The sequence below is a fragment of the Rhizobium sp. H4 genome (assembly GCF_003013335.1).
In the GTDB taxonomy this organism is placed as follows: Bacteria; Pseudomonadota; Alphaproteobacteria; order Rhizobiales; family Rhizobiaceae; genus Rhizobium; species Rhizobium sophoriradicis.
Map to the genome: position 1 here is coordinate 1 of NZ_PSOW01000011.1, position 18794 is coordinate 18794.

Sequence of the window (18794 nt, forward strand, 5' to 3'; positions counted from 1 at the left end):
CCGGCAAACCCAAAATGGTCATCCGCATCGCACTCGCCCGAAAACTCCTGGTTATTCTCAATGCAAAAGCACGAGACGCGCGAAGAGAATTCGAATATGCAACTTGACAATCCAGATAGTCGCTCATCCGGCTGCCACCACCTTCTCCTCGGCGAGTCGCAGCGGCGTCACACGCCCATTCTCTGCAGTCGTTAGGGATTGGCGGCATCGCGCCATCCCCTTCTCCCCAGCGGGGAGAAGGTGGCGGCAGCCGGATGAGGGGGCTGCACGGCAGGCCGCCGCTTACACCTCTCGTACCCACACTCAGGGCCGACGCAGACTCACGTGCCATTGATAAAGGCACGTTGAATTAGAGCCCATTCGTCAGGATATGGCTCGTGATCCTGCTCGTTCTCCGTCTGGTACTCACCCCATCCCTGAAGCTTCCAGTATTTCGTCATGACATCGAAATGGCTGTGCCCGGTAATCTCGCCAGCCTTCACCGAGCCCTCACTCAGGAGCGACCTAAAGCCGTTTCCCATGGGACCGGCAAGGCAAATGCCGGGGAGCATTTGACCATCAGGCTCGTGGTCAAGCCAGATTTCGTGGAGTAGTTCGTTTTTCATGGAGACGTTTTATTTCAGAAACTGTGCTCTCGGAAGCGGCGGCCGCACGCCGGACAATCTACGCTGTCCCCAACGTACAAGGATGGAGGCTCTCTTGTTCATTGGGACTGCGGGTTTTGGTCCAGCCATTCTTGGGGTACTAGGGAGCCGCCTTCCCACCAGTCATGCTTGAGATGATCTGTGAAACGCGGGTCGTTGTCGAATCTCGCATGGTCGGTAACGATAATCTGTATCTGGCCATCAAGTTTTTCGACGACGTCGAAAAGCCACTCATAGATTTTGCGGACCTCCTTCCAATCGTTATCCTCGGCCTCTCCACTAGCTGAGGGAAAATAGACCTGCGAAGGCTGATCAAGGATCAGGAAGTTAGGCACGGGCCGTTGGTTCGTCGCAAACCATTCGTGGAGAGCCAGATGGCCGAGCAAATGATACCAGACCCAGTTTCGTCCGCTGCCAAAGCGCGAAAACGGTATCGTCTCGTCGGCCGTTTCGCTGATAAGTCTCGGCCCGCGGAGATCGAATGTCAGAAAACCGTTCGCGTATTCGAGATGCTGTTCGCGAGCCCACCGAGTGATCTGCTGCCCGATGCCGCCGAGAAAGGTCGCAGTCTTGGCACGCACGTCGGACAGGTTGGTTTCTGCTTCGAGTTCTTCGATGTCCGTGACCAAGGAGGCCTTTTCAAGTTCTAGCGCAACACGTGTCTCGTCGTCGTCGACCGATATGAGCCTCCGGAACATGTCTATCATCCCGGAATGTCTGGCGACCTCGTGCTTTTGCTCCAATAACGACTTTACGGCATCTTCCTCATCCTTCAGGCGTTGAACTTCGCGCCTAATCGAAGCGATTTCCGACGTAAGATTAGTAACAGCGGCACGGCGTTTGGAGAGTTGTTCCCGGACATCGGTCTTATCTGAATTCACCATCGCCAGTTCGACGACAAGCGTTTGCAGAGAGTGCTTCATATCCGCAACAGCTGGCGTTACAGCCTCCAGCCTGCTTTCGCAGACTGGGCATTGCTTGTAATCGTGGTCATCTGCAAGGAGATGCAACGCCATCAAACGTCGCCGCTGTTCGTTGAGTGCGTTGTCGACGACGTTTTGGTCGTTTTCAAAACTCTCCAGGGCGTCAATCTGCTTTTTTAGATCTGACCGTTCACGAGTCTTGTTCAGCAGCTCAGTATTCATCTGCTTGAGGAGGTCGGTGTCCTGACCGTCCGCTACCTGGCTATCGGCAAAAAGCGTGGTTTGAAGCGCCGAAGAAACGCGCTCGAGGATCTCCGCTGCCGAACTCCTAACCGGAATGTCGGATGACTTGATCAAACCCAGTCGAGTGCTTTCTGCTACGATTGCTACGAGTTCGGTGTCACGATTTGCGGCAATCGATACACTGCGTTCAAGAGCTCGCTCGACCTCGCGTAGTCTCTTCCGCTTATCGCGAAGTTCGGCTTGCTTCTCGATGATGGCCGGGGATATTGCCCCCAGATAATAAGGCAACGTCTCTCTGATCGACTGAGCGAGTTCGCTTTGACGATGAAAATACAGGTCCGGGTTAGCAATCTCATTCTGCTTCTGGAAGCTGTAGATGAGACCCGACCGGAAGGTCAGCTTTTGTCGTTCGGCCGTGCCGTCGGCACGAGGTAGAAGCGTCACTCCCACGCCTAGAAGTGATCCGATCTTCTCTACAAGATCATCTCGGCGGGCATTCGACTTCAATTCGCTGAGAGGCGGTGTTTCGTGATCCGGATTGGGCCGCACAAAGAACTCATTACTTGCCGTCCTGCCTACAGGGACGCTACGGCGGGCCACGAACAACCTCTCCGCTCCAAAATCGAGTTTCAAAGCGAACCATGACACGGAATTCGAGATCACACCTGCCGGGATTTCAAACCGCGATGCTCCAAGGCAGTAATCTACAACACTTAGCAACGCGGATTTTCCCCGACCACTTGGGCCAGTGAGGATGTTCACGCGACCCAAGTCGAATGGGATTTCGTTGATCCTGCCGTCAAGGGAGTAAAGGACCACGCTCTGGATTTGCATTATGGTCTCACTCCTATCTGTTGGTATATTTCTCTTTCGTCTCCTATCTTCGCGAACCACTTTCCGATGAATGAGGCCGCCTTCTGGTCGTCATCAAAGGTTCGGTCCGACTTCAAAATCGGAGGTCCCTTGGCGGTGGCGATCAGGCGGCCGTTCTCAGTCGAGACCCAGTCTGAGCGGAGGGATGTCAAAACGGCCTCCTTGACTTGCGGAACAAGGGACTGCGTTGATCTGAGCAGGGCAGTTCGAAGTTCTGGGTAATCCCTTAGCCACTTCGAAAACCGAGTAGCGGTAGTGCGGGGAAGGGCCTTACGGATATCTGGATGCAAGGCCATGGCAACGCCAGGAAACGCCAGGGCAAGCGACATACCCTCATTCGTAAGATTATAGCCTTTGGCCAAGCTATACACGAGGACACCGAGATAGCCCGGATTAAAATAGTTGGCAAAGTCTGTCTGCCGATCGTTCCAGGGAGCAAACGCCATATTATTCGCCCGGCTTGAATTTCGCGATCCAGTGAGGGTGCCAACCGATCACGGGTTCGTTTGCCATAAGGTGTAAGACGCCGCGCCGTAGATAGTCGAGCTCGACGTCCTTGAGTTTTGCCTGACTTCCGGAAAGTGAGCCGCTTAGAGCGGCGCGGCCGAGTTTTGCTAACTCAAATTCTACATCCTCCTGCCCAACGCACGCGTCTGCATCAGGTTCGATCGCACCAAATTTCGCTGCCCAATGACCGTAAAGCTGATCCTTGAACTCTTGCAATTCCTTAGGTTGCAGGCGCAGGCCTTCGAGCCAGCGCTTTATATGCCCGTCGGCCCTGTAGACATCGAGCAGCGCCCCGGCGACCGTCGTCTTATCCGGAGTATGCCCGATAGCCATCAATTGCCGGACGAACAGCCTCTGCAACAAGCGGGCCTTTTGGTCGGCGTCAGGGTTCGTGATGTCTTCGAACATGGGAAGGCTTGATACGACATACTGGGAAACCAGATCCGTGATTTTCTCTTGAAGCAGCTCTTTACTGATAGCCGCCTTTTCTTTCGATCTAAGGCGCTCGATCAAAACCCAATACCACCAGCCAACCAGGGACTGCGCCAAGCGTTCCAGGTTCCCGGTTGTGGCGCCTGTCAAGCTCAATCGCTTGACGATCTTCTGGCGGAGGTGCTCGATTACCGCTACCCGCGGCACTATGGTCATGTTTCCAATCAGCACGTCGCGGGTAGCTTCTGGCAACGCCAAGAAAGGCTCGACGTTTTTCTTGATGCTATCGGCCGTTCCGGCCTCTATCTCCTCCGCGATCTGCATAAGAAGGCCTTTAGCAGCCTTTACGTTCCTCGGTCCTGCTGCGGGCACCTTGGGTGCTAGATAATCGACCAGCTTCGCAGACGACGACGCCTGAGCAGTGGTGAGCAAAAAAAACGAGGTTTTGCTTGGATCTACAGCGCCGTCTCTAACGAGAGAGGACCAGATTCGGATCGTTTTCCACAAATCAGCGCTTTTATCGGTGAAGGCTTTTACTTTGGTGGGATCGTGGTGTTTCAGCTGCAAGAGCTCAAACGCATCGTCCTTTCCTTCGACGACCACGTCGTCGAAAGTTTCTACCATGAAGCCCTCCGCCGGATCATCCGTATCTAAGGCTCGAAATAGCGCATACTCACACTGGTAGACATATCCCACCAAAGAGTCTGCGGCAGAAAAACTCTCCGTTCCACACAATTGCAGCCCGCCACTCAAAGTCGAATCGACCGTTGCCATTAGATTGGGGATCTCTCGCCGAAATTGCAATTTCGAGGCGAGACTGTTGAAGTGTTTTCCATAGTAAAAGCGGGAGTTCCAATTCGACCTGCATTACCCGGCAAAAGCTGCCGACAACCATCAGAGCCACTTGCGAAATACATTACAAATGCCATCGGCATGCCACTGAATTTCATCTGCGAGTGATTAACGTTGACGGCGTTTCACTTTGTACGATTTCAGGGGGACACTTCCTTGCTGAGAGCCACACGAAAATCCGCTTACGTCGATCCCAGACTTTGCTGCCCGGGAGCTCAGATGTTCATTTTTGTGTTGTGTATCCTTGCGGACGGTTGCTGTCAGTTTCAGTCGGTCACCAGTCAAGCTGAGCAAATGTCCTCAACGGGTGCGAAGTTCGCTGCAAACGGGGAGCGAGAAGTTCAAATGGCTTTACAACGAGCACCTCACCACCACACCAATCCATTCACCATACCCACACACCCACCATAAACCCTAATCCCACGCTCCACCCCCCGCATTTCCACACCCCCACACCCCGCCCATTTCAACCTTCCTTAAGCGCCCCCGCACAGCGTGGCCCCGAAATCGAGGGCCTCTTCATGTACACCGTTCTGACGTGCATCACCGAGCAGTATGATCTTACGCTGGTCGGGCTTGCGGGTTTGATCTGCTTTCTTGCCAGCCATTGCGCGATGGTTCTGCTCGATCGGGCGACGTCGTCGGGCGGGGGGCTGCCCGGTGGGCGTGGATCATGACAGTTGGGCGTGTCTAAGGGCGATATGTGACAGTGCGTCGAGCGTGCTGGCAGCTTGCCCTCATGATCAATCAGTTGCCCCAGCCAATCTCAAACCTATCAAATCGAACCTCGTCGATCGGCTGGCCGGAAGCGCTCAGCCTTACCGAACGAAGAACGAGACGAAGCTCGGGGGAATAGTATTGTTCAAAAATAATCGGAGGCAATTCCGTCAGTTCCAGACGGCTGTTGATGGCCCAAACCTTGTAGGAACAAGATGCAATCGTTTCCTCTCCCAAGCCGTCGAACCGAATAAAAGTAGTGCCCGAAACGGATTTTTTGCCATTGATGAAAAGCGTAGTGTCGGATTGCCAGGTCTTCTTCTGTGGCAGATCGTCCAACGCAATCGCATTCGCGTATTTCAGCTCATGCGTCCCGTTGGGACCAACTCTCCTTTCGACGAGCAAGGGGTGCAAATAGACAGCCGACACCGGCTGCAGTGAGCGGTTACGCTCCACCAGCTTTTGTTCGGTGAGACCCGGACCGTCCGGCTTGTAGAATACGGAAAAGAAAGGCACTTCTCTTGTCAGCAGCACGCCCTGTTTGGTCTCGTTGGCGGTCAGGCAATTGCCGAAGGCTGGCACCGCTGAAGTTATTTCGACCAGTAGCAGTAAACTTCTTAGCAAGGTCGACATTTCAGATTCCCCTCATCCCAAATTCGCTACCATGCTTGAATGAATTGCTCCATCTTGCTCAAGCCGTCCCATCCGCTCCGCCGAAGCAGAGAGGCGTCGTGCCGGCGAGGACATTGCGCTGCGAAAACATATGTATGGCGTTCGGATTGATGTCGAAAAACACGCCGACACGATCGTCTTGAAGCAAGGGTTGGGGACGATGTTTTTTGCCGTCCTCCTTGGACAGCATAACAGAACAAGTTTTCGACATATTTGCGGAGATGCACGCTCTCATGTGATCTGTTTGACGAACAGAAGCTGCAATCGGCGAAGAAAGCACGAGCGGATGCTATCTCCCCTGCGCCTCGCGATGCGGTGAAAAAACGAGGCAAAACATGCGCTTCGGTGAAATCTTCGTCGAAAGGTGAAACCAATTGCAATCTGAGGCGTTGGGGGCAGTTAACTCCATTGTGGAGTGACGCAGGGCGGACACTCATATCCCGCTGCTGATCCTGTCTGCGACAGCTGAGCGCTGGCGAAGGCAATGAGTTAGGACGCCTGATGTCGAATGTTGAGGAATTCCCTGCAGCCGCCTCACGAAAGCTGAGCGAATTCGAGGCCCTTCTCAGTCTGGCGCCGAGCGTCCTTGATGCCATGCCTGGGGCGGTCTGCATCTGCGACCACGAAGGTTGGCTGGTGCGCTATAATTCCGAAGCTGCGGAGCTCTGGGGGCGCGCGCCTGCGCTTGATGGCAAACATGACCGCTTCTGCGGATCTCACCGTCTTTTTCTGCCCGACGGCACACCCTTGCCCCATGGCGATTGCCCCATGGCAACAGCCATTTGGCAAGGAACTCCGGCCAACAATGCCGAAGTCATCGTCGAGCGGCCGGATGGCTTGCGTTTCCCGGCACTGGTGAACATTCGCGCCCTCACAGGCCACGACGGCGAAATCCAGGGCGCCATAAATTGCTTCCAGGATATCTCGGCGCATAAGGCCGCCGAAGATCAGGTTCGCCGCAAGATCGCCGAGCTTGAGGATTTTTTCGAAAACAGTGCGATTGGCCTCCATATCGTCAGCAGTGACGGGATTATTCGCCGCGCCAACAAGGCCGAGCTCGCTTTGCTCGGCTATAGTGCCGACGAATATGTCGGCCGCCATGTTGCCGAATTTCATGTCGATGCGCCTGTTATCGGAGGCATCCTTCAAAGGCTGTCGAGCGGCGAGAAGTTGGACCGCTATCCGGCACGGCTGCGGGCAAAGGATGGTTCCATCAAGCATGTGCTGCTGACATCGAACGGCCGCTTCCAGGACGGCAAATTCGTCAGTACCCGCTGCTTCATGACCGATGTGACCGACCTATACGAGTCCGAAAGCGCACGACGCGAAAGTGAGGAACGCCTGGCGGCGACCTATAATGCAGCCACGATCGGGATCGCGGAAGCCGATGTCAACGGCCGGCTTTTGCGGGTGAACGATGCGCTGTGCGAGATGTTGAAGCGGTCTCGCGAGGAACTGCTCAATATGACCTTCTTCGACTACACGCATGAAGGTGATCGGGCCGAGGATGGGGCGCTTTACCAGCGCCAGGTGCGGGGCGAGCTGGACAGCTATGCCTTTCGCAAACGCTCGACGACGCCGGATGGACAGACGCTCTACCTTGATATTCATAGTTCGTCGGTGCGCGACGAGTCCGGTCTTTTTCGCTATGGCGTGCGCGTGATCCAGGACGTCACCGCCGCAAAGCAGATGGAAGACCAGATCCGTGCAAGCGAACAGCGCATGCGCGACCTTTTGGAAGCTCTGCCGGCGGCCGTCTATACGACCGACGCCGCGGGCCGCATCACCTTTTACAACAAAGCGGCCACAGAGATGTCCGGCCGTGTGCCTCAACCCGGTGACATGTGGTGCGTCACCTGGCGACTGTACAATCCGGACGGAACGCCGCTGCCGCATGACCAGTGCCCGATGGCGGTCGCCCTCAAGGAAGACCGCCCGGTTCGCGGCGCCGAGGCCATCGCTGAAAGGCCCGACGGCAGCCGGGTTCCGTTCATTCCCTACCCGACACCGCTCCACGATGCCGACGGGAAGCTGATCGGGGCGATAAACATGCTTGTCGACATTACCGAGCGCAAGCATGCCGAGGGCCGGCAGAGGCTGCTGATCGACGAGCTCAATCACCGAGTTAAAAACACGCTCGTCACCGTGCAGTCGCTGGCGGGGCAAACTGCGAGGCACGCGAGTGATCTTGGTGATTTTCTGCAACGCTTCGAAGCGCGTGTGCTCGCCCTTTCGCGGGCGCATGATTTGCTGACGAAGCGCTATTGGAAGGACACGCCGCTGGATGGACTTGCCGGCGAGGTGCTGATGCCGCTCATGGAAGGGGCGGCAAGCCGGGTGACGATCGCCGGCCCTGCGGCAGATCTCGATCCTCGCACGGCTCTCAGCCTGACGGTGGTTCTCAACGAACTCGCGACGAACGCGATCAGACACGGCGCCCTGTCATCGAATTCAGGCACGCTTTCGCTGAACTGGCACCTCATTTACGAAACCGGGTCTGCACCGAGGTTGAACCTCGACTGGCAGGAGCACGGCGGCCCAAGGGTGGAAACACCGATACGACGCGGCGTCGGCAGCCGCCTGATGGAGCGCTGCATCGAACGGGATCTCGGCGGTGCAATTGACGTCGCCTTCGAACCTGCGGGAGTGACCTGCCGCATCTCCATCCCCCTGCACGGATCAGCCAATGACTGAATTTTTCGAACTCAAGGTTCTTGTCGTCGAAGATGAAGGCGTCGTGGCGCTGCTGATCGAAGACATGCTCGAGGACCTCGGCTGCAGCGTTGCGGCATCCGTCGCGCGACTGCCCGAAGCATGCGCGGCCGCCGCAGGCAGCGAGATCGATCTGGCTGTGCTCGATGTCAACCTGGCCGGCCAGCCGAGTTTCCCTGTTGCCGAGATCCTGCGCGAACGGGGAATACCCTTCATGTTCAGCACGGGTTACGGAAGAGGCGGCTTGCCGGAGGAATATGCCGGCTGTCCGGTGGTTTCCAAACCTTTTTCCGTCGAAGATCTGCGACAGGAGATGACGGCTGCGATCGGCGCCAGGACGCAGCCGTAGGCGGACGAGAGAACTTAAGATCGCAACGGCGGCCGCCCGCCGGCCACTTCGGCGAAAATCTCGCTGCAAAAGGTCCCATCGCCCTTCCTTCAGGGTATCGATGGACCAGGGGGATGATTTTCGACCTCGCTGCCGAGGTCGGCGCGGCACGCTCCGACGCGCCTCATGCTGAGGTGCGCAGCCCGCCGGGCGGAGCCGCGCCGCATCGTTGCTTCTTGCATTTCTCATATTCGCGCTAAGACGCTTTCCTTGCTGCGCGGATCGTTCCGCACGCTTCTATTGGCGTCTGTTAGCTATCGATCCTCGAAGCGAGCGGCGTCCCAAAAGCACGGCGGACAGACGGAACTTTGTCATCAAAGTCAGGTTAGGGCCGCAAATCTGGAGCACGTGATGACGCCGCTACGCCCGCTGATCTCCCTCATTTCAACCCTTATTCTCATCGCCTCGATCTACCTGCTCTGGACCTGGTATCGCGGTGAGGTGATCCAAAGGCCGGACGCCACCTTCGAAGTGCATCGTGAAGCGTGGATGCTGTGGCTCGGCGGCATTCTGCTGGCCGGGTCGTTCCTGGGACGATGGCCGCTTATGTTCCTCCTGGCGCGACCCGATACGAATCCAATGCTCAAGGATGGAGATGGCGGTGAAGTCATCACGGGTGCTGACGGGGAAAAGCTGCAAATCTATAGCCACGGCCCAGCCGGCGCACCCATCATCCTCATGACGCCGGTTGGTCGCTGGACCACACAGTCTGGCAGTATGCGGTACGGGACCTGTCGAAGGAGTTCAGGGTCGTGACCTGGGACCTGCCGGGCCTTGGCAGGTCGAGTGCTCACAAGGTCAGCCTGTCCAATATGGCGGCCAACCTGCAGGTCATCTTGAGCCACCTCCGGCAGCCTGTCCTGCTTGTCGGTCACAGCATCGGTGGCATGGCTATCCAGACGCTTTTCAGGGATCATCCGGATGCGCAGAGGCAGGCAATTGCTGGCGTCGTTCTGGTCAACACAACTTACACCAATCCTCTGCGCACGATCATTCTTAGCCCGCTGTTTCGACTGTTACGCTGGCCACTGCTCGAGCCGCTCTTGTGGCTTCAGATCATCCTCAAGCCGCTGGCTTGGCTGATGTCGTGGCAAAGCTACATCAGCGGATCGACGCACCTGACGGCGAGGCTCGGTTACGGTGCGTTGGTGACACGAAGCCAGCTAGAACATACGGCCTGGCTAATGACCACCAACTCACCATCCGTGCAGGCCAGAGGTGATCTTGCGATGTTCCGCTGGGACGCTACAGAGGCACTCTCAGGCATCTCTTTGCCGACACTCGTGCTGGCTGGAGAAGCCGACATCGTCACCAAGCCCAATGCCAGCAGACACATTGCTGAGGCTGTTCCAGGGGCATCGCTGAAGACCTTCGAGCATGTAAACCACATGGGCTTCCTTGAGAAATCGCAGGACTACAACTTGGCCGTCCGAGACTTCGCAAACGAGGTCTTCGCGCCCTACAAAGTGGGGCTGTCGGCATCTCGGCGCGAAGCAGCAAACGACGCGTCGTCCTGAAAGTGCGATCAGTCGGCCGACGCATGAAGAGAGACTTGGCCGCTCCGGATGAGCCCGTGCGGGAGCGCCGGCGCAAAAAAAGAGCATTCTCGAACTCAAACAGAATCGAAAATGCTCTTATAGTTCGTGCGAAGCTATTCCGGTAGCTTCGCACCGCTCGCAACTCACTCGTGGCTATTCATCTGACGTCGTCGACGCGGCGTTCTCGAGCGAGCTGCGGATTTGATCAATCTTGCCGTCGGCGTCGCCAACCCCGAGAATGGTCTTGGCTTCGTCCAGAACCGCCGGGCTGACCTCGCCGGTTTTCGTTGCGGAGGCCAACGCATCCTCCAGCGCCGCATCGCCCAGCACAGGGTCGTCGGCCGCGGGCTCTACCCCGTTGTCGAGCTCATACTGTGCGTAGGCCACGGCGTAGGCCGAAATGGCAGCCATGCGTGGATCCGATGTGTTCATCAGCGCCCGGTAATTCCGTTTCAAGGAATTCAGGCCCTTAAGCTGCGCCGACAGATTCTTCTCTTTCGTGCTTTTTGCTGCGGTGTCTGTCTTGCCGGACTTCGACTTGCCCTGTGCCTCTGACGATTTGCCTCTCACGGATTGTGATTTGGAGCTGCCATGATCGGAACCGCTGTTGTGGCCGCCGCCATTGCCGTTGCCGCCGCCAAGACCGCCGCCGTTGCCACCTCCGCCACCATTGCCGCCGCCGTTGCCGCCGTCTTTTGCAAGTGCAGCCATGTCGAGGCCGACAATCGTTGCCGGGCTTGCCGCAATCGCCAGCGAAAGCACGGCCAAGGACGCTAAGGTTGGTATCCGCATGGTTTCCTCCGAATGAGACCGTGCAACTGCACGACGTGGGCTGACTCGAAAGATAGATCGCTCTCGCGCGCTGCACATCGGACTGAGGTCCTGTTCAGGGGAGCGGCTATGGTCTTAGAGCAAGCGTCCGCGACACGATGTGCCGGCGGTCATGGCCGAAGCTCGCGAAGGCGCAAAAACCGGTTCCGGGAAGACTACCGCGAGGTTTCCAGGCGGCGATCGCCGCGCAGTCACCTTGACATTGACGATCGGAATATCCGAATTGCGCGCCGCATAAACAATGTCAGAAAGTTTGGAGCTGAGGTCTTAAGTCGAGTTGGTCTCAACGCAAAACAGCTTCCGCAGCAGGATTAGCAAATTCAGGTAAATTGACGATTTTCCGAACTATGTCATCCTTCAACCTGCCGCTCCCCTTCGTGCGGCATCGCTGATTAAGGCGGTATCAGCTAGTACGAAATGCCCCGTCCTGGCGGGGCATTTCGCTTATCAGGACGCCGGTACTGCCGCAGCTGATTCAAGACTCCCCTGAACTCGCTCGTCGATCGCCCTCGGCTATCATGATCGGCCACCTGCATCGCGTCAACAAAGGGGGAAGATGCATCCTGCTGTCGTGGCAAGAACAGCGGTTACGCAGATATGGGGGAAATTGCTGACAAGACTATCGGGAGCTTTCAAGGCGGCCATCGCCACGCAAAAGGTTCAGCCAGGCCTGCGACACTTTCTCTTCGGCTGAGCCCCCGAAATGACAATCGTCGTAGCGGTCGTCTCCATCGAGTAACGCGTCAGAATTTACGCCTTCGCGGATGCCGTGGCCGCTTTTCGACAGGGCCAGTTGCGCCTGTACTATCACATTGTCTGGAATATGCTCCTTGAAACCGCCGTTGCTCGGTTCGAGGCATTTCGATGCAATCGAAATGTAAACGGGTGCTTCGACGCCGTGCTGACGCAGTGTGCCAACCATCGACATGAAACGTTCCTGATAGGCCTCCGCAGTGGTGCCAAAAACGAGATCTGCCTCTCCTTGCACCCAGAGGACGCTCGTTATCCGATATCCGGAATCCTGAAGCTGTTTCACTGTATCGACCAGCAGAGGATTGAAGTCACCGCCTACCGCCCATCGTGCGACCTCTGATCCGCCATATGCGAGAGGTGCGAGGATGACGTTGTCGTTTTGTCCCGATGCGATCAATTTGTTGGCGAGAAGCGTCCAGTACTCTCCCTTGGTGTTGGTCGATCCAAGAAGTGGCGACGCCGCGATGAAGCACCGTTTGTCAAAGGCGTTTACAACACGCGCGCCATAATCTGACCGGTGCCGTTGTCCACCGTAGTTGGCAGCGTTCGATTGGCCAAGAATGAGTAAGACAGCAGTTCGATCGGTTTGAGTCGGGCAGGTCACAGCGGTTTTTGATTCATCCCCGATGAGCCGTTCCTTGTCGTCGAAAGTATAACGGCTTGGAGCCGCCGGCTTCTCGCCGCCAACCATTTTCGTCAGCGCGGAAAGTTGCGGCCAAGGAAAAATCTCAAGTCTCGCGCTCATGCCGCCGACAAAGTAGATGGCGATCAAGGCGGCCAAGCCTATTGCTATTGTTTTGCGCATGTCGTTCCCTTTGCAACATCCCGATGGGTCTACGGACCCGTCAAAGCTGCTCGAGCCGTGAAGGTTCCTCTAAACCAGCCACATCTGCTTGCTCGGGCATGCTCTTAAAAAAGAGTTCGTCGCGAAGATCGAAGCCCAATCGACGACATCTCGCATTGAGTCGCCGGAAACCTGCTCTAAACTATAGTCCGAACCAGTGATTGCAATCATCCGGTTGGGTGAGAGATCGTGCCTGCTATGCAGCATGCAGTACCATGGAGATACCCCGTTGCTCGTTCATGGAACCGCGGCCGCAGATTAGGGCGGCGAGACAACCGGGAGCGGCGCACCCGTTTCCATCCGAGATGCGGCATGCCTTGTGAGGATGCCGAGTTTGGCGAGACGCCAACCCCAATCTCCGTCATCCCAGGGTTTGAACCTAGGACCCGTGCCGCTGGCGTGGGCCGTGTGTGGATGCTCAGCTCAAGGCTGAGCATGACGGAGGTAGTGGGAAGCGTCACCCACACTCCGGCATTCCCAGGGTCACGACGGGAGGACAAGATGAGCGTGATGGTAGCCGCATGATGTAGCTCAGCGAGGCGGTGCGCTTCGTAAGTCGGCTGAGTTTGGCGAGACGCCATCCCCAATCTCCGTCGTCCTCGGGCTTGACCCGAGGACCCATGCCGCTGGCGCTGGCGGGCGCCGTGTGGATGCTCGGCTCAAGGCCGAGCATGACGGAGGGTGGGGTGGGCATATCGGAGAGTCAGGGGGCGCTGTGCTGGGGCATTGCCGCAGGCCCCTCGCTGCGCCAAAATCTTCATCCTCGTTTCTGTGCCTATCACATGAATCCAGCCACGGCGCGTCTGCGCCGCGAATGAACGACGTTCCTGTGACAGGCGCGGGATTGAGGACGGAGAGGTTCCTCGCCCCAGCTCACGCCAGGCGCAAATCGAGCAGCGGGTGCAGCTTCTTCAGATTCGGGAGCGATTTCGCTTGCCAAGGATGTTGGTTGGTACCCTTCACAATGAGCAGGAGGTCGCCCATTTTTCTGGCTTCGATCGTCAATTTCGCCAGGAGATTGATGCCCGACGAATTGAGGAATTCGAGACCGGTCAGGTCGAAGGTCACCTGTTTGTGCCCTTCGTGCAGGAGGGTTGTTATCAATGAATAAATCGGTGCATAGGCATCGGGTCCCGCCAGGCGGAAGACGCCATCGAAGAAGACTTCATTTTTCTCCGCCCATACGCGGAAGTTCTCGTCGCTGATTTCCATTCTTTGCTCACAAATTGGAGGAGGGTGGCATCGCTACAGCTGCCGTAGTCGTCAGTATGATCTGCTCGTCGTTATTCTCTTCGAATGTCCATGCCATTCTTGCATCGTAATCACTCAGAAGGGTGAGCAAACCCAGGCCGGAACCGCCTGCTGACGATATGGCGTTGGTTTCGATTTGCTCAAGAAGCAGTACGCCGGGCTCCTTGGATTGCAGGCGTTGCAGGAGCTGCTGAAAGCGAGATGATGTCGCGCGGTCGATGGCGTTCCGGACTCTGATCAAAAAGCTTCCCTTGACCATGCCGGCTTCGATCAGGATCTCGCCGGGCTGTCGAAATTTCACGGCATTTTCGATCAGTTCGTTGCTGAGATATCCGATGTCATGATGCGCCTGCAGGTAGTCCTTCTTCGAACGGGAATAGGGCAGGGCCATGATCTCGGCGATGAAGTCCGACGTCATTCCCGAGTGCCTCCATCCAAGCTGAAGTGGCCCGTCGCTCAACGTGAGGCGAGCGCCGGAATCCAGGCTGATGTCCACCAGAGATTCGAGACCGTATATTTTGGCCGTCATGTCTCACCTATGCCGCACTGCGAGAAGCGTGATGTCGTCGTAAATCTTCTGGGATCCGATGAAGAGCATTAATGTCGCGACAATTTCCGAAACGACTTTCTCAGCGCTCTGATCCTTCAAGCGGAGCGCTTCCCTGCACAGGCGCTCCATGCCGAACAGTTCTCCCGCATCGTTTTCGGCTTCCGTCACCCCGTCGGTATGCAGGAGGATCAGGTCGCCTTTCTCGAAGGCTATTTCACGGGTTTTGATGAAGGCGGAAATATCGGCTTCCAACCCGATCGGTATGCCGAGTTCCATCGTGTCGATCCGTTGAATCTCGCCGTTTGCCCGCACGATGACGACTTCCTCGTGCTGGCCCGACAGGATCATCTCTTTGCCGTCATAGTCGAGAAAGGCGAGCGTGAGATGCTTGTCGATCCTGGTCCTGACGATGTTCTTGAACAGGGCGCTGTTCAAATTGGCCAGAAACTCGACGGCGTCGGTATTTCCTGCTTCCTGCAGAGCGCGGGCGACGGATTGGACCATCAGCATCAGCACGCCGCTTTCGAGCCCATGGCCGGTGACGTCGCCAATGCCGATCTTCAACCGCTTGCCGTTCTTCAGGACGTCGTAATAATCGCCGCCGACTTCTTCGGCAGGCCGCATATAGGCTGCGATCTCGATGTCCTGAAATTCTTCGAGCTCCTGTTGCAGCGGAAGAACCATCATCTGGATTCTCTCGGCAACGGCGAGCTCCGTTCCTAGACGGCGGTTTTCCCGCTGGAGCTGGGCGTTCAGCGCCGAGATCTCTTCCTTCGCATCTTCGATCTGGGCCGTTCGTTCCTCGACCAGCTGCTCGAGATTTTCGGTGTGATAGCTGATCCGTTCGGCCATCCGGTTGAAGGCTTCGCCGGCAACACCAACCTCATCCTTGCTCGATATCGCCACCCGGACCGAATAGTCTTGCGCCTCAATTCGTTTGGCGGCACCGGCAAGGGCCCGGATGCCGCTCGTTATGCGTTTTGAAGCCGCAAACACGGCGATCGCCACGATCAGCAGCGACATCAGGATTGCGAGGATCTGGTAGATCACGATCCGGTTGGTGGCCTCGGATATCTTGGCCTGGGCGGCATAGAGGGAAGCGTCGATTTCCCGTTCCGGCACAACCACCCCAAGCAGCATCGCCTCTTGCCGAACCGGGCCGCTGGACCAGAGATTGGTCGCAGGCAGCTTCTTGACGATGACGATATAGGGAACTTCGTTGCCGTCCCGCTGCAACAGCAGGTGCTGGATGCCCTGTTCGCGGTCGAGCGCCAGTTTCGCGATCGCCGGCTGTGAGCTTCCTTTCAGCGAACGCTCCAGCCCGGTCACGCCGGTTCCGCTCGCACCGCTCGCCGAAACCAAGCCGAGCGTCTTTTCGCCTGTACTGTTGATTGCGACCACGTTGCCGTCGGACATTGCCAGGAATCCGAAGCCGGACTGGGCGACTTTCACATTTTCCACCGTCTGGGCGAGCTGGTCGAGCGTAATATCGGCGCCGGCCGTCCCGGCGACATCCTTCCTGTCGGCGGTCCAGAGCGGATGAAAGAAACTGACGATCAGCTTGCCGGTAATGGCATCGGTATAGGGCGCCGTCTGGGTGATGTCGTCGCCGACGGGCCGCGTTTTCGCGTCCCTGGCCCAGCTTTGCCAGGACTCATAGAGGCCGGGGAAAAAGAAGTCCCAGAAATCGGCCTCGTTGTGCCCGGGGTAGAGGCGATCGAAAGTCTGGGCCTGGTCGGTGTAGGGCGCCGTCCTGAAGATCGGTCGTGCCTTCGGTCCGATGTAGTACATCTGCAGCTTTGAAGCGCCGTGCTGCAGGAGGCTCGGGGCAACCAGATCGAGAACTGCGCTTGTCTCTATGTCGCGCGCAACGTCGGGCCTTGGCTGATGGTCCTGTCCCAGTAGATAACCCCACACGCTGACGACCGAAGCGGAGCCGGGCGCGTTCTGAGACCATTTCCCCTTCTCGTCGTAAGACAGGTTGACGCTGCCGGGAGATGTGCGGGCGATCGCTGTGCCGACGTCGGAATTGCGGGTGGGATTGTCGATCTGCGCCTGGAGCACGCCTGCCAGAGTGTCGACGTCGTTGTGAACCTGCCGCAGGAGCAGGCTCACCTGGGCTGCGGTCGAATCGGCATAGGTGCGGATGTATTCCTGGCTCGCGGCTTCCAGGCCCTGGCCGACTTCGAGCGTCGCGTCGCGCGAGAGCCTCTGAACGTTCCAAAGTGCCAGGCCGCCGCTGACCAGCAGGTCGAAAAGGACGGCGCCACCGACGACCAGGATGAACTTTGCTCGAAACGAGCGCAGTCCCATCGGTCTCTTCGATACGTGCCCGTCCATCACAGCGGCTTTCGACCAGAGGCTGCCCAGATCGGCCAGCCTGCATAACCTTTGGGGTGAAGAGCGGCAAAGACGTGATCCTTGAATCCCTGCCGGAACCTGCGAATGAAATCTGGTGAGTCGCCGCGGCGCACCGCCATCTCACCTGCATAGACATTTTCCCAGGCTTCGATGATGTCCGCGAAGTCCTGGGGGTCGCCGTCAAGATTCGTAACCATGAAGCAGTCGACCTTGATGTCATCGAAGCCGGCGTTGAGGAGAAGATGGCGGCTTTTCGGTCCCATTTCGACATCCATGTCGAAGTGGCTGAAAAGCTTGGCGACTTCCTCGTAGGTCCATTTTATCGATTCGGCGTGCGGCTCGCCCAGGCAGTGCGAATTCTTTTCGTTGGTGATGTAGACACGGCCGCCCGGCTTGCAGATGCGATAAAGCTCCCGCAGCAGCATCTCCGGGCGGTCGAAAATCTGCAGCGAGTGCCGGCAGGTGACAAAGTCGAACTGATCGTCTCGAAGCAGCATCTGCGAGGCGTCGCCATACGTGTATTCGATGCTTTGCAGATCGAAGTCGGCAGCGACCCTGCGGGCATAGTCGAGACTGCGCACGGAGTGATCCAGCGCGACAAGGCGGGCCGGTTTGAATTCCCGCTGAACCAAGGTCGCGAAATCACCGATGCCGCAGCAGATATCCGCCATGGCAGCAACACCGCTGCGCAGACCGTGGCGCGGCAAGAGTTCGCGCTCATGCCTCCAGGTCATTTTCGTCTGCGTGCGCAGGATGGGAATAAACGACTCGTCCTCGACAAAGCTCTGTCCGGGATAAAACGCCGAATCATAGACCTCGACCGACAGGTTCGGCAGCGATGCCGCCAGCATCTCGAATAGCGAAGCAGACCATGCCATCACGCTCGAGGTAATGATCTTGATGTTCCGTTCCGGCCTCGTTCGGCAGCCGGCCGCGAGGATATCGCACAGAGCGGTGAAGGCCGTCATGTTGATGTGCGTCAGGCGCTTGACGTTCAGGTAAACGATGCCGCTGTATTTTTCCAAACTCTGCCGCACCAACTCGAGCGCATCGGCAATCTCAGCGGCACTTTGGGGCCGCATCTTGCCGGACAGCACGAGCTCCTGATTTGTCGGATCAAACCGCACGGTGAAGGGCAGGGACAGCAGGTTCATTGAAAATCCTCGGCCGAGGGGAAATCGGCAATGATGCCGATCCCGTCCGCGCCGTCTTTCTCGATGTGGATGGCGGCGCCGAATATTGTCGCCAAATTGCTGAGCAAAGCCCCATCGGACTTCGTGACCAGGCGACCGGACCCGTCGTCGAGGCCAGGCTGGATTTCACCTGACCCTGCCTCCGTGTGTTTGCGGCGAAACTCCTCATCGCAGGGAAACGCAATTCGCAGCCGATTGTAGGTCGCGCTGCGCGCGAGGCTGAAACTTATCTTGCCCCGTCCGTTCGTCGCGCGGAAAGCGAGTTCGATCAGTTCGTTTGCCGCGACTGAAAGAAAGTTGGCGTACCGCGCGGGATCGCTGTGACCCTGGCCGAGAATGTCGGAGAGATATTCGGTAATCTCGTCGCAAAACTGCCATTGAGATTTGAACACCGCAACGTTCATTTCCAGCGATACCATCGGCACAAATGCGTGGTCGTCGAAGCGGGATGCTTCCTCTTCCAATGCACCCTCCTTTCGTCTGTCTGGAGCGTCAGATTTGCATGCGATC

At 57.3% G+C, this 18794-nt stretch carries 16 protein-coding genes and 1 pseudogene; 5 read left to right on the plus strand and 12 right to left on the minus strand.

The features are described from left to right. Nucleotides 1-107, plus strand: a pseudogene (locus tag C4N04_RS17760) (IS110 family transposase); the annotation flags it as partial. Between the two features lie 213 nt (nt 108-320). Here C4N04_RS17760 and C4N04_RS17765 read toward each other — a convergent pair. The 5 genes from C4N04_RS17765 to C4N04_RS17785 all read right to left on the minus strand — a co-directional run bounded on the left by C4N04_RS17765 (nt 321) and on the right by C4N04_RS17785 (nt 5824). Further along, on the minus strand, nt 321-605 hold the full coding sequence (locus tag C4N04_RS17765) for a hypothetical protein (protein ID WP_106796627.1): 285 nt from the start codon (nt 603-605) through the stop codon (nt 321-323). Between the two features lie 98 nt (nt 606-703). Next, a complete protein-coding gene (locus tag C4N04_RS17770; RefSeq protein WP_106796628.1) occupies nt 704-2644 on the minus strand; it encodes a DUF3732 domain-containing protein in 1941 nt (646 codons plus the stop codon). Further along, the gene (locus C4N04_RS17775; protein ID WP_106796629.1) at nt 2644-3129 is read right to left on the minus strand and encodes a three component ABC system middle component; all 486 of its coding nucleotides are present in this window, start codon (nt 3127-3129) and stop codon (nt 2644-2646) included. The genes C4N04_RS17770 and C4N04_RS17775 overlap by 1 nt, the downstream gene beginning before the upstream one ends. Before the next feature lies 1 nt (nt 3130). Then, on the minus strand, nt 3131-4396 hold the full coding sequence (locus C4N04_RS17780; protein ID WP_158775563.1) for an ABC-three component system protein: 1266 nt from the start codon (nt 4394-4396) through the stop codon (nt 3131-3133). Between the two features lie 825 nt (nt 4397-5221). Next, nucleotides 5222-5824, minus strand: coding sequence for a hypothetical protein (locus C4N04_RS17785; RefSeq protein WP_106796631.1), 603 nt, complete (start codon nt 5822-5824; stop codon nt 5222-5224). Between the two features lie 540 nt (nt 5825-6364). Between C4N04_RS17785 and C4N04_RS17790 the strand changes: the two genes are divergently transcribed. The 4 genes from C4N04_RS17790 to C4N04_RS17805 all read left to right on the plus strand — a co-directional run bounded on the left by C4N04_RS17790 (nt 6365) and on the right by C4N04_RS17805 (nt 10480). Next, on the plus strand, nt 6365-8557 hold the full coding sequence (locus tag C4N04_RS17790; RefSeq protein ID WP_106796632.1) for a PAS domain S-box protein: 2193 nt from the start codon (nt 6365-6367) through the stop codon (nt 8555-8557). Continuing rightward, nucleotides 8550-8924, plus strand: a complete 375-nt coding sequence (locus C4N04_RS17795; protein WP_038689732.1) for a response regulator — start codon at nt 8550-8552, stop codon at nt 8922-8924. Before C4N04_RS17790 ends, C4N04_RS17795 begins: the two co-directional genes overlap by 8 nt. 390 nt (nt 8925-9314) lie before the next feature. Then, complete coding sequence (locus tag C4N04_RS17800) at nt 9315-9719, plus strand: hypothetical protein (RefSeq protein WP_106796633.1); 405 nt, start codon at nt 9315-9317, stop codon at nt 9717-9719. Next, the gene (locus C4N04_RS17805; RefSeq protein ID WP_245425616.1) at nt 9695-10480 is read left to right on the plus strand and encodes an alpha/beta hydrolase; all 786 of its coding nucleotides are present in this window, start codon (nt 9695-9697) and stop codon (nt 10478-10480) included. The genes C4N04_RS17800 and C4N04_RS17805 overlap by 25 nt, the downstream gene beginning before the upstream one ends. A gap of 174 nt (nt 10481-10654) precedes the next feature. On the opposite strand, the gene C4N04_RS17810 is transcribed toward C4N04_RS17805, so the two are convergent. The 7 genes from C4N04_RS17810 to C4N04_RS17850 all read right to left on the minus strand — a co-directional run bounded on the left by C4N04_RS17810 (nt 10655) and on the right by C4N04_RS17850 (nt 18748). Continuing rightward, a complete protein-coding gene (locus C4N04_RS17810) occupies nt 10655-11293 on the minus strand; it encodes a hypothetical protein (protein ID WP_106796635.1) in 639 nt (212 codons plus the stop codon). Nucleotides 11294-11951: 658 nt separating this feature from the next. Then, nucleotides 11952-12890: a sialate O-acetylesterase gene (locus C4N04_RS17815; RefSeq protein WP_106796636.1), complete on the minus strand. Its 939-nt coding sequence runs from the start codon at nt 12888-12890 to the stop codon at nt 11952-11954. Between the two features lie 912 nt (nt 12891-13802). After that, complete coding sequence (locus C4N04_RS17830; RefSeq protein WP_010030401.1) at nt 13803-14141, minus strand: hypothetical protein; 339 nt, start codon at nt 14139-14141, stop codon at nt 13803-13805. A gap of 7 nt (nt 14142-14148) precedes the next feature. Beyond that, complete coding sequence (locus C4N04_RS17835) at nt 14149-14709, minus strand: hypothetical protein (RefSeq protein WP_038689727.1); 561 nt, start codon at nt 14707-14709, stop codon at nt 14149-14151. Nucleotides 14710-14712: 3 nt separating this feature from the next. Next, a complete protein-coding gene (locus C4N04_RS17840; protein ID WP_106796638.1) occupies nt 14713-17073 on the minus strand; it encodes a SpoIIE family protein phosphatase in 2361 nt (786 codons plus the stop codon). Continuing rightward, nucleotides 17070-18245, minus strand: a complete 1176-nt coding sequence (locus tag C4N04_RS17845) for a class I SAM-dependent methyltransferase (RefSeq protein WP_106796639.1) — start codon at nt 18243-18245, stop codon at nt 17070-17072. The genes C4N04_RS17840 and C4N04_RS17845 overlap by 4 nt, the downstream gene beginning before the upstream one ends. Beyond that, nucleotides 18242-18748 carry a hypothetical protein gene (locus C4N04_RS17850; RefSeq protein ID WP_106796640.1) on the minus strand — a complete coding sequence of 169 codons (507 nt, stop codon included), beginning with the start codon at nt 18746-18748 and terminating at the stop codon, nt 18242-18244. The genes C4N04_RS17845 and C4N04_RS17850 overlap by 4 nt, the downstream gene beginning before the upstream one ends. Nucleotides 18749-18794 lie beyond the last annotated feature (46 nt).

What these genes read in the sequence shown, in the direction of transcription:
- C4N04_RS17815 (WP_106796636.1), bottom strand. Translation starts at nt 12,890, where the DNA reads ATGCGCAAAACAATAGCAATAGGCTTGGCCGCCTTGATCGCCATCTAC.
- C4N04_RS17795 (WP_038689732.1), top strand. Translation starts at nt 8,550, where the DNA reads ATGACTGAATTTTTCGAACTCAAGGTTCTTGTCGTCGAAGATGAAGGC.
- C4N04_RS17845 (WP_106796639.1), bottom strand. Translation starts at nt 18,245, where the DNA reads ATGAACCTGCTGTCCCTGCCCTTCACCGTGCGGTTTGATCCGACAAAT.
- C4N04_RS17810 (WP_106796635.1), bottom strand. Translation starts at nt 11,293, where the DNA reads ATGCGGATACCAACCTTAGCGTCCTTGGCCGTGCTTTCGCTGGCGATT.
- C4N04_RS17765 (WP_106796627.1), bottom strand. Translation starts at nt 605, where the DNA reads ATGAAAAACGAACTACTCCACGAAATCTGGCTTGACCACGAGCCTGAT.
- C4N04_RS17780 (WP_158775563.1), bottom strand. Translation starts at nt 4,396, where the DNA reads ATGGCAACGGTCGATTCGACTTTGAGTGGCGGGCTGCAATTGTGTGGA.
- C4N04_RS17790 (WP_106796632.1), top strand. Translation starts at nt 6,365, where the DNA reads ATGTCGAATGTTGAGGAATTCCCTGCAGCCGCCTCACGAAAGCTGAGC.
- C4N04_RS17800 (WP_106796633.1), top strand. Translation starts at nt 9,315, where the DNA reads ATGACGCCGCTACGCCCGCTGATCTCCCTCATTTCAACCCTTATTCTC.
- C4N04_RS17770 (WP_106796628.1), bottom strand. Translation starts at nt 2,644, where the DNA reads ATGCAAATCCAGAGCGTGGTCCTTTACTCCCTTGACGGCAGGATCAAC.
- C4N04_RS17830 (WP_010030401.1), bottom strand. Translation starts at nt 14,141, where the DNA reads ATGGAAATCAGCGACGAGAACTTCCGCGTATGGGCGGAGAAAAATGAA.
- C4N04_RS17835 (WP_038689727.1), bottom strand. Translation starts at nt 14,709, where the DNA reads ATGACGGCCAAAATATACGGTCTCGAATCTCTGGTGGACATCAGCCTG.
- C4N04_RS17785 (WP_106796631.1), bottom strand. Translation starts at nt 5,824, where the DNA reads ATGTCGACCTTGCTAAGAAGTTTACTGCTACTGGTCGAAATAACTTCA.
- C4N04_RS17775 (WP_106796629.1), bottom strand. Translation starts at nt 3,129, where the DNA reads ATGGCGTTTGCTCCCTGGAACGATCGGCAGACAGACTTTGCCAACTAT.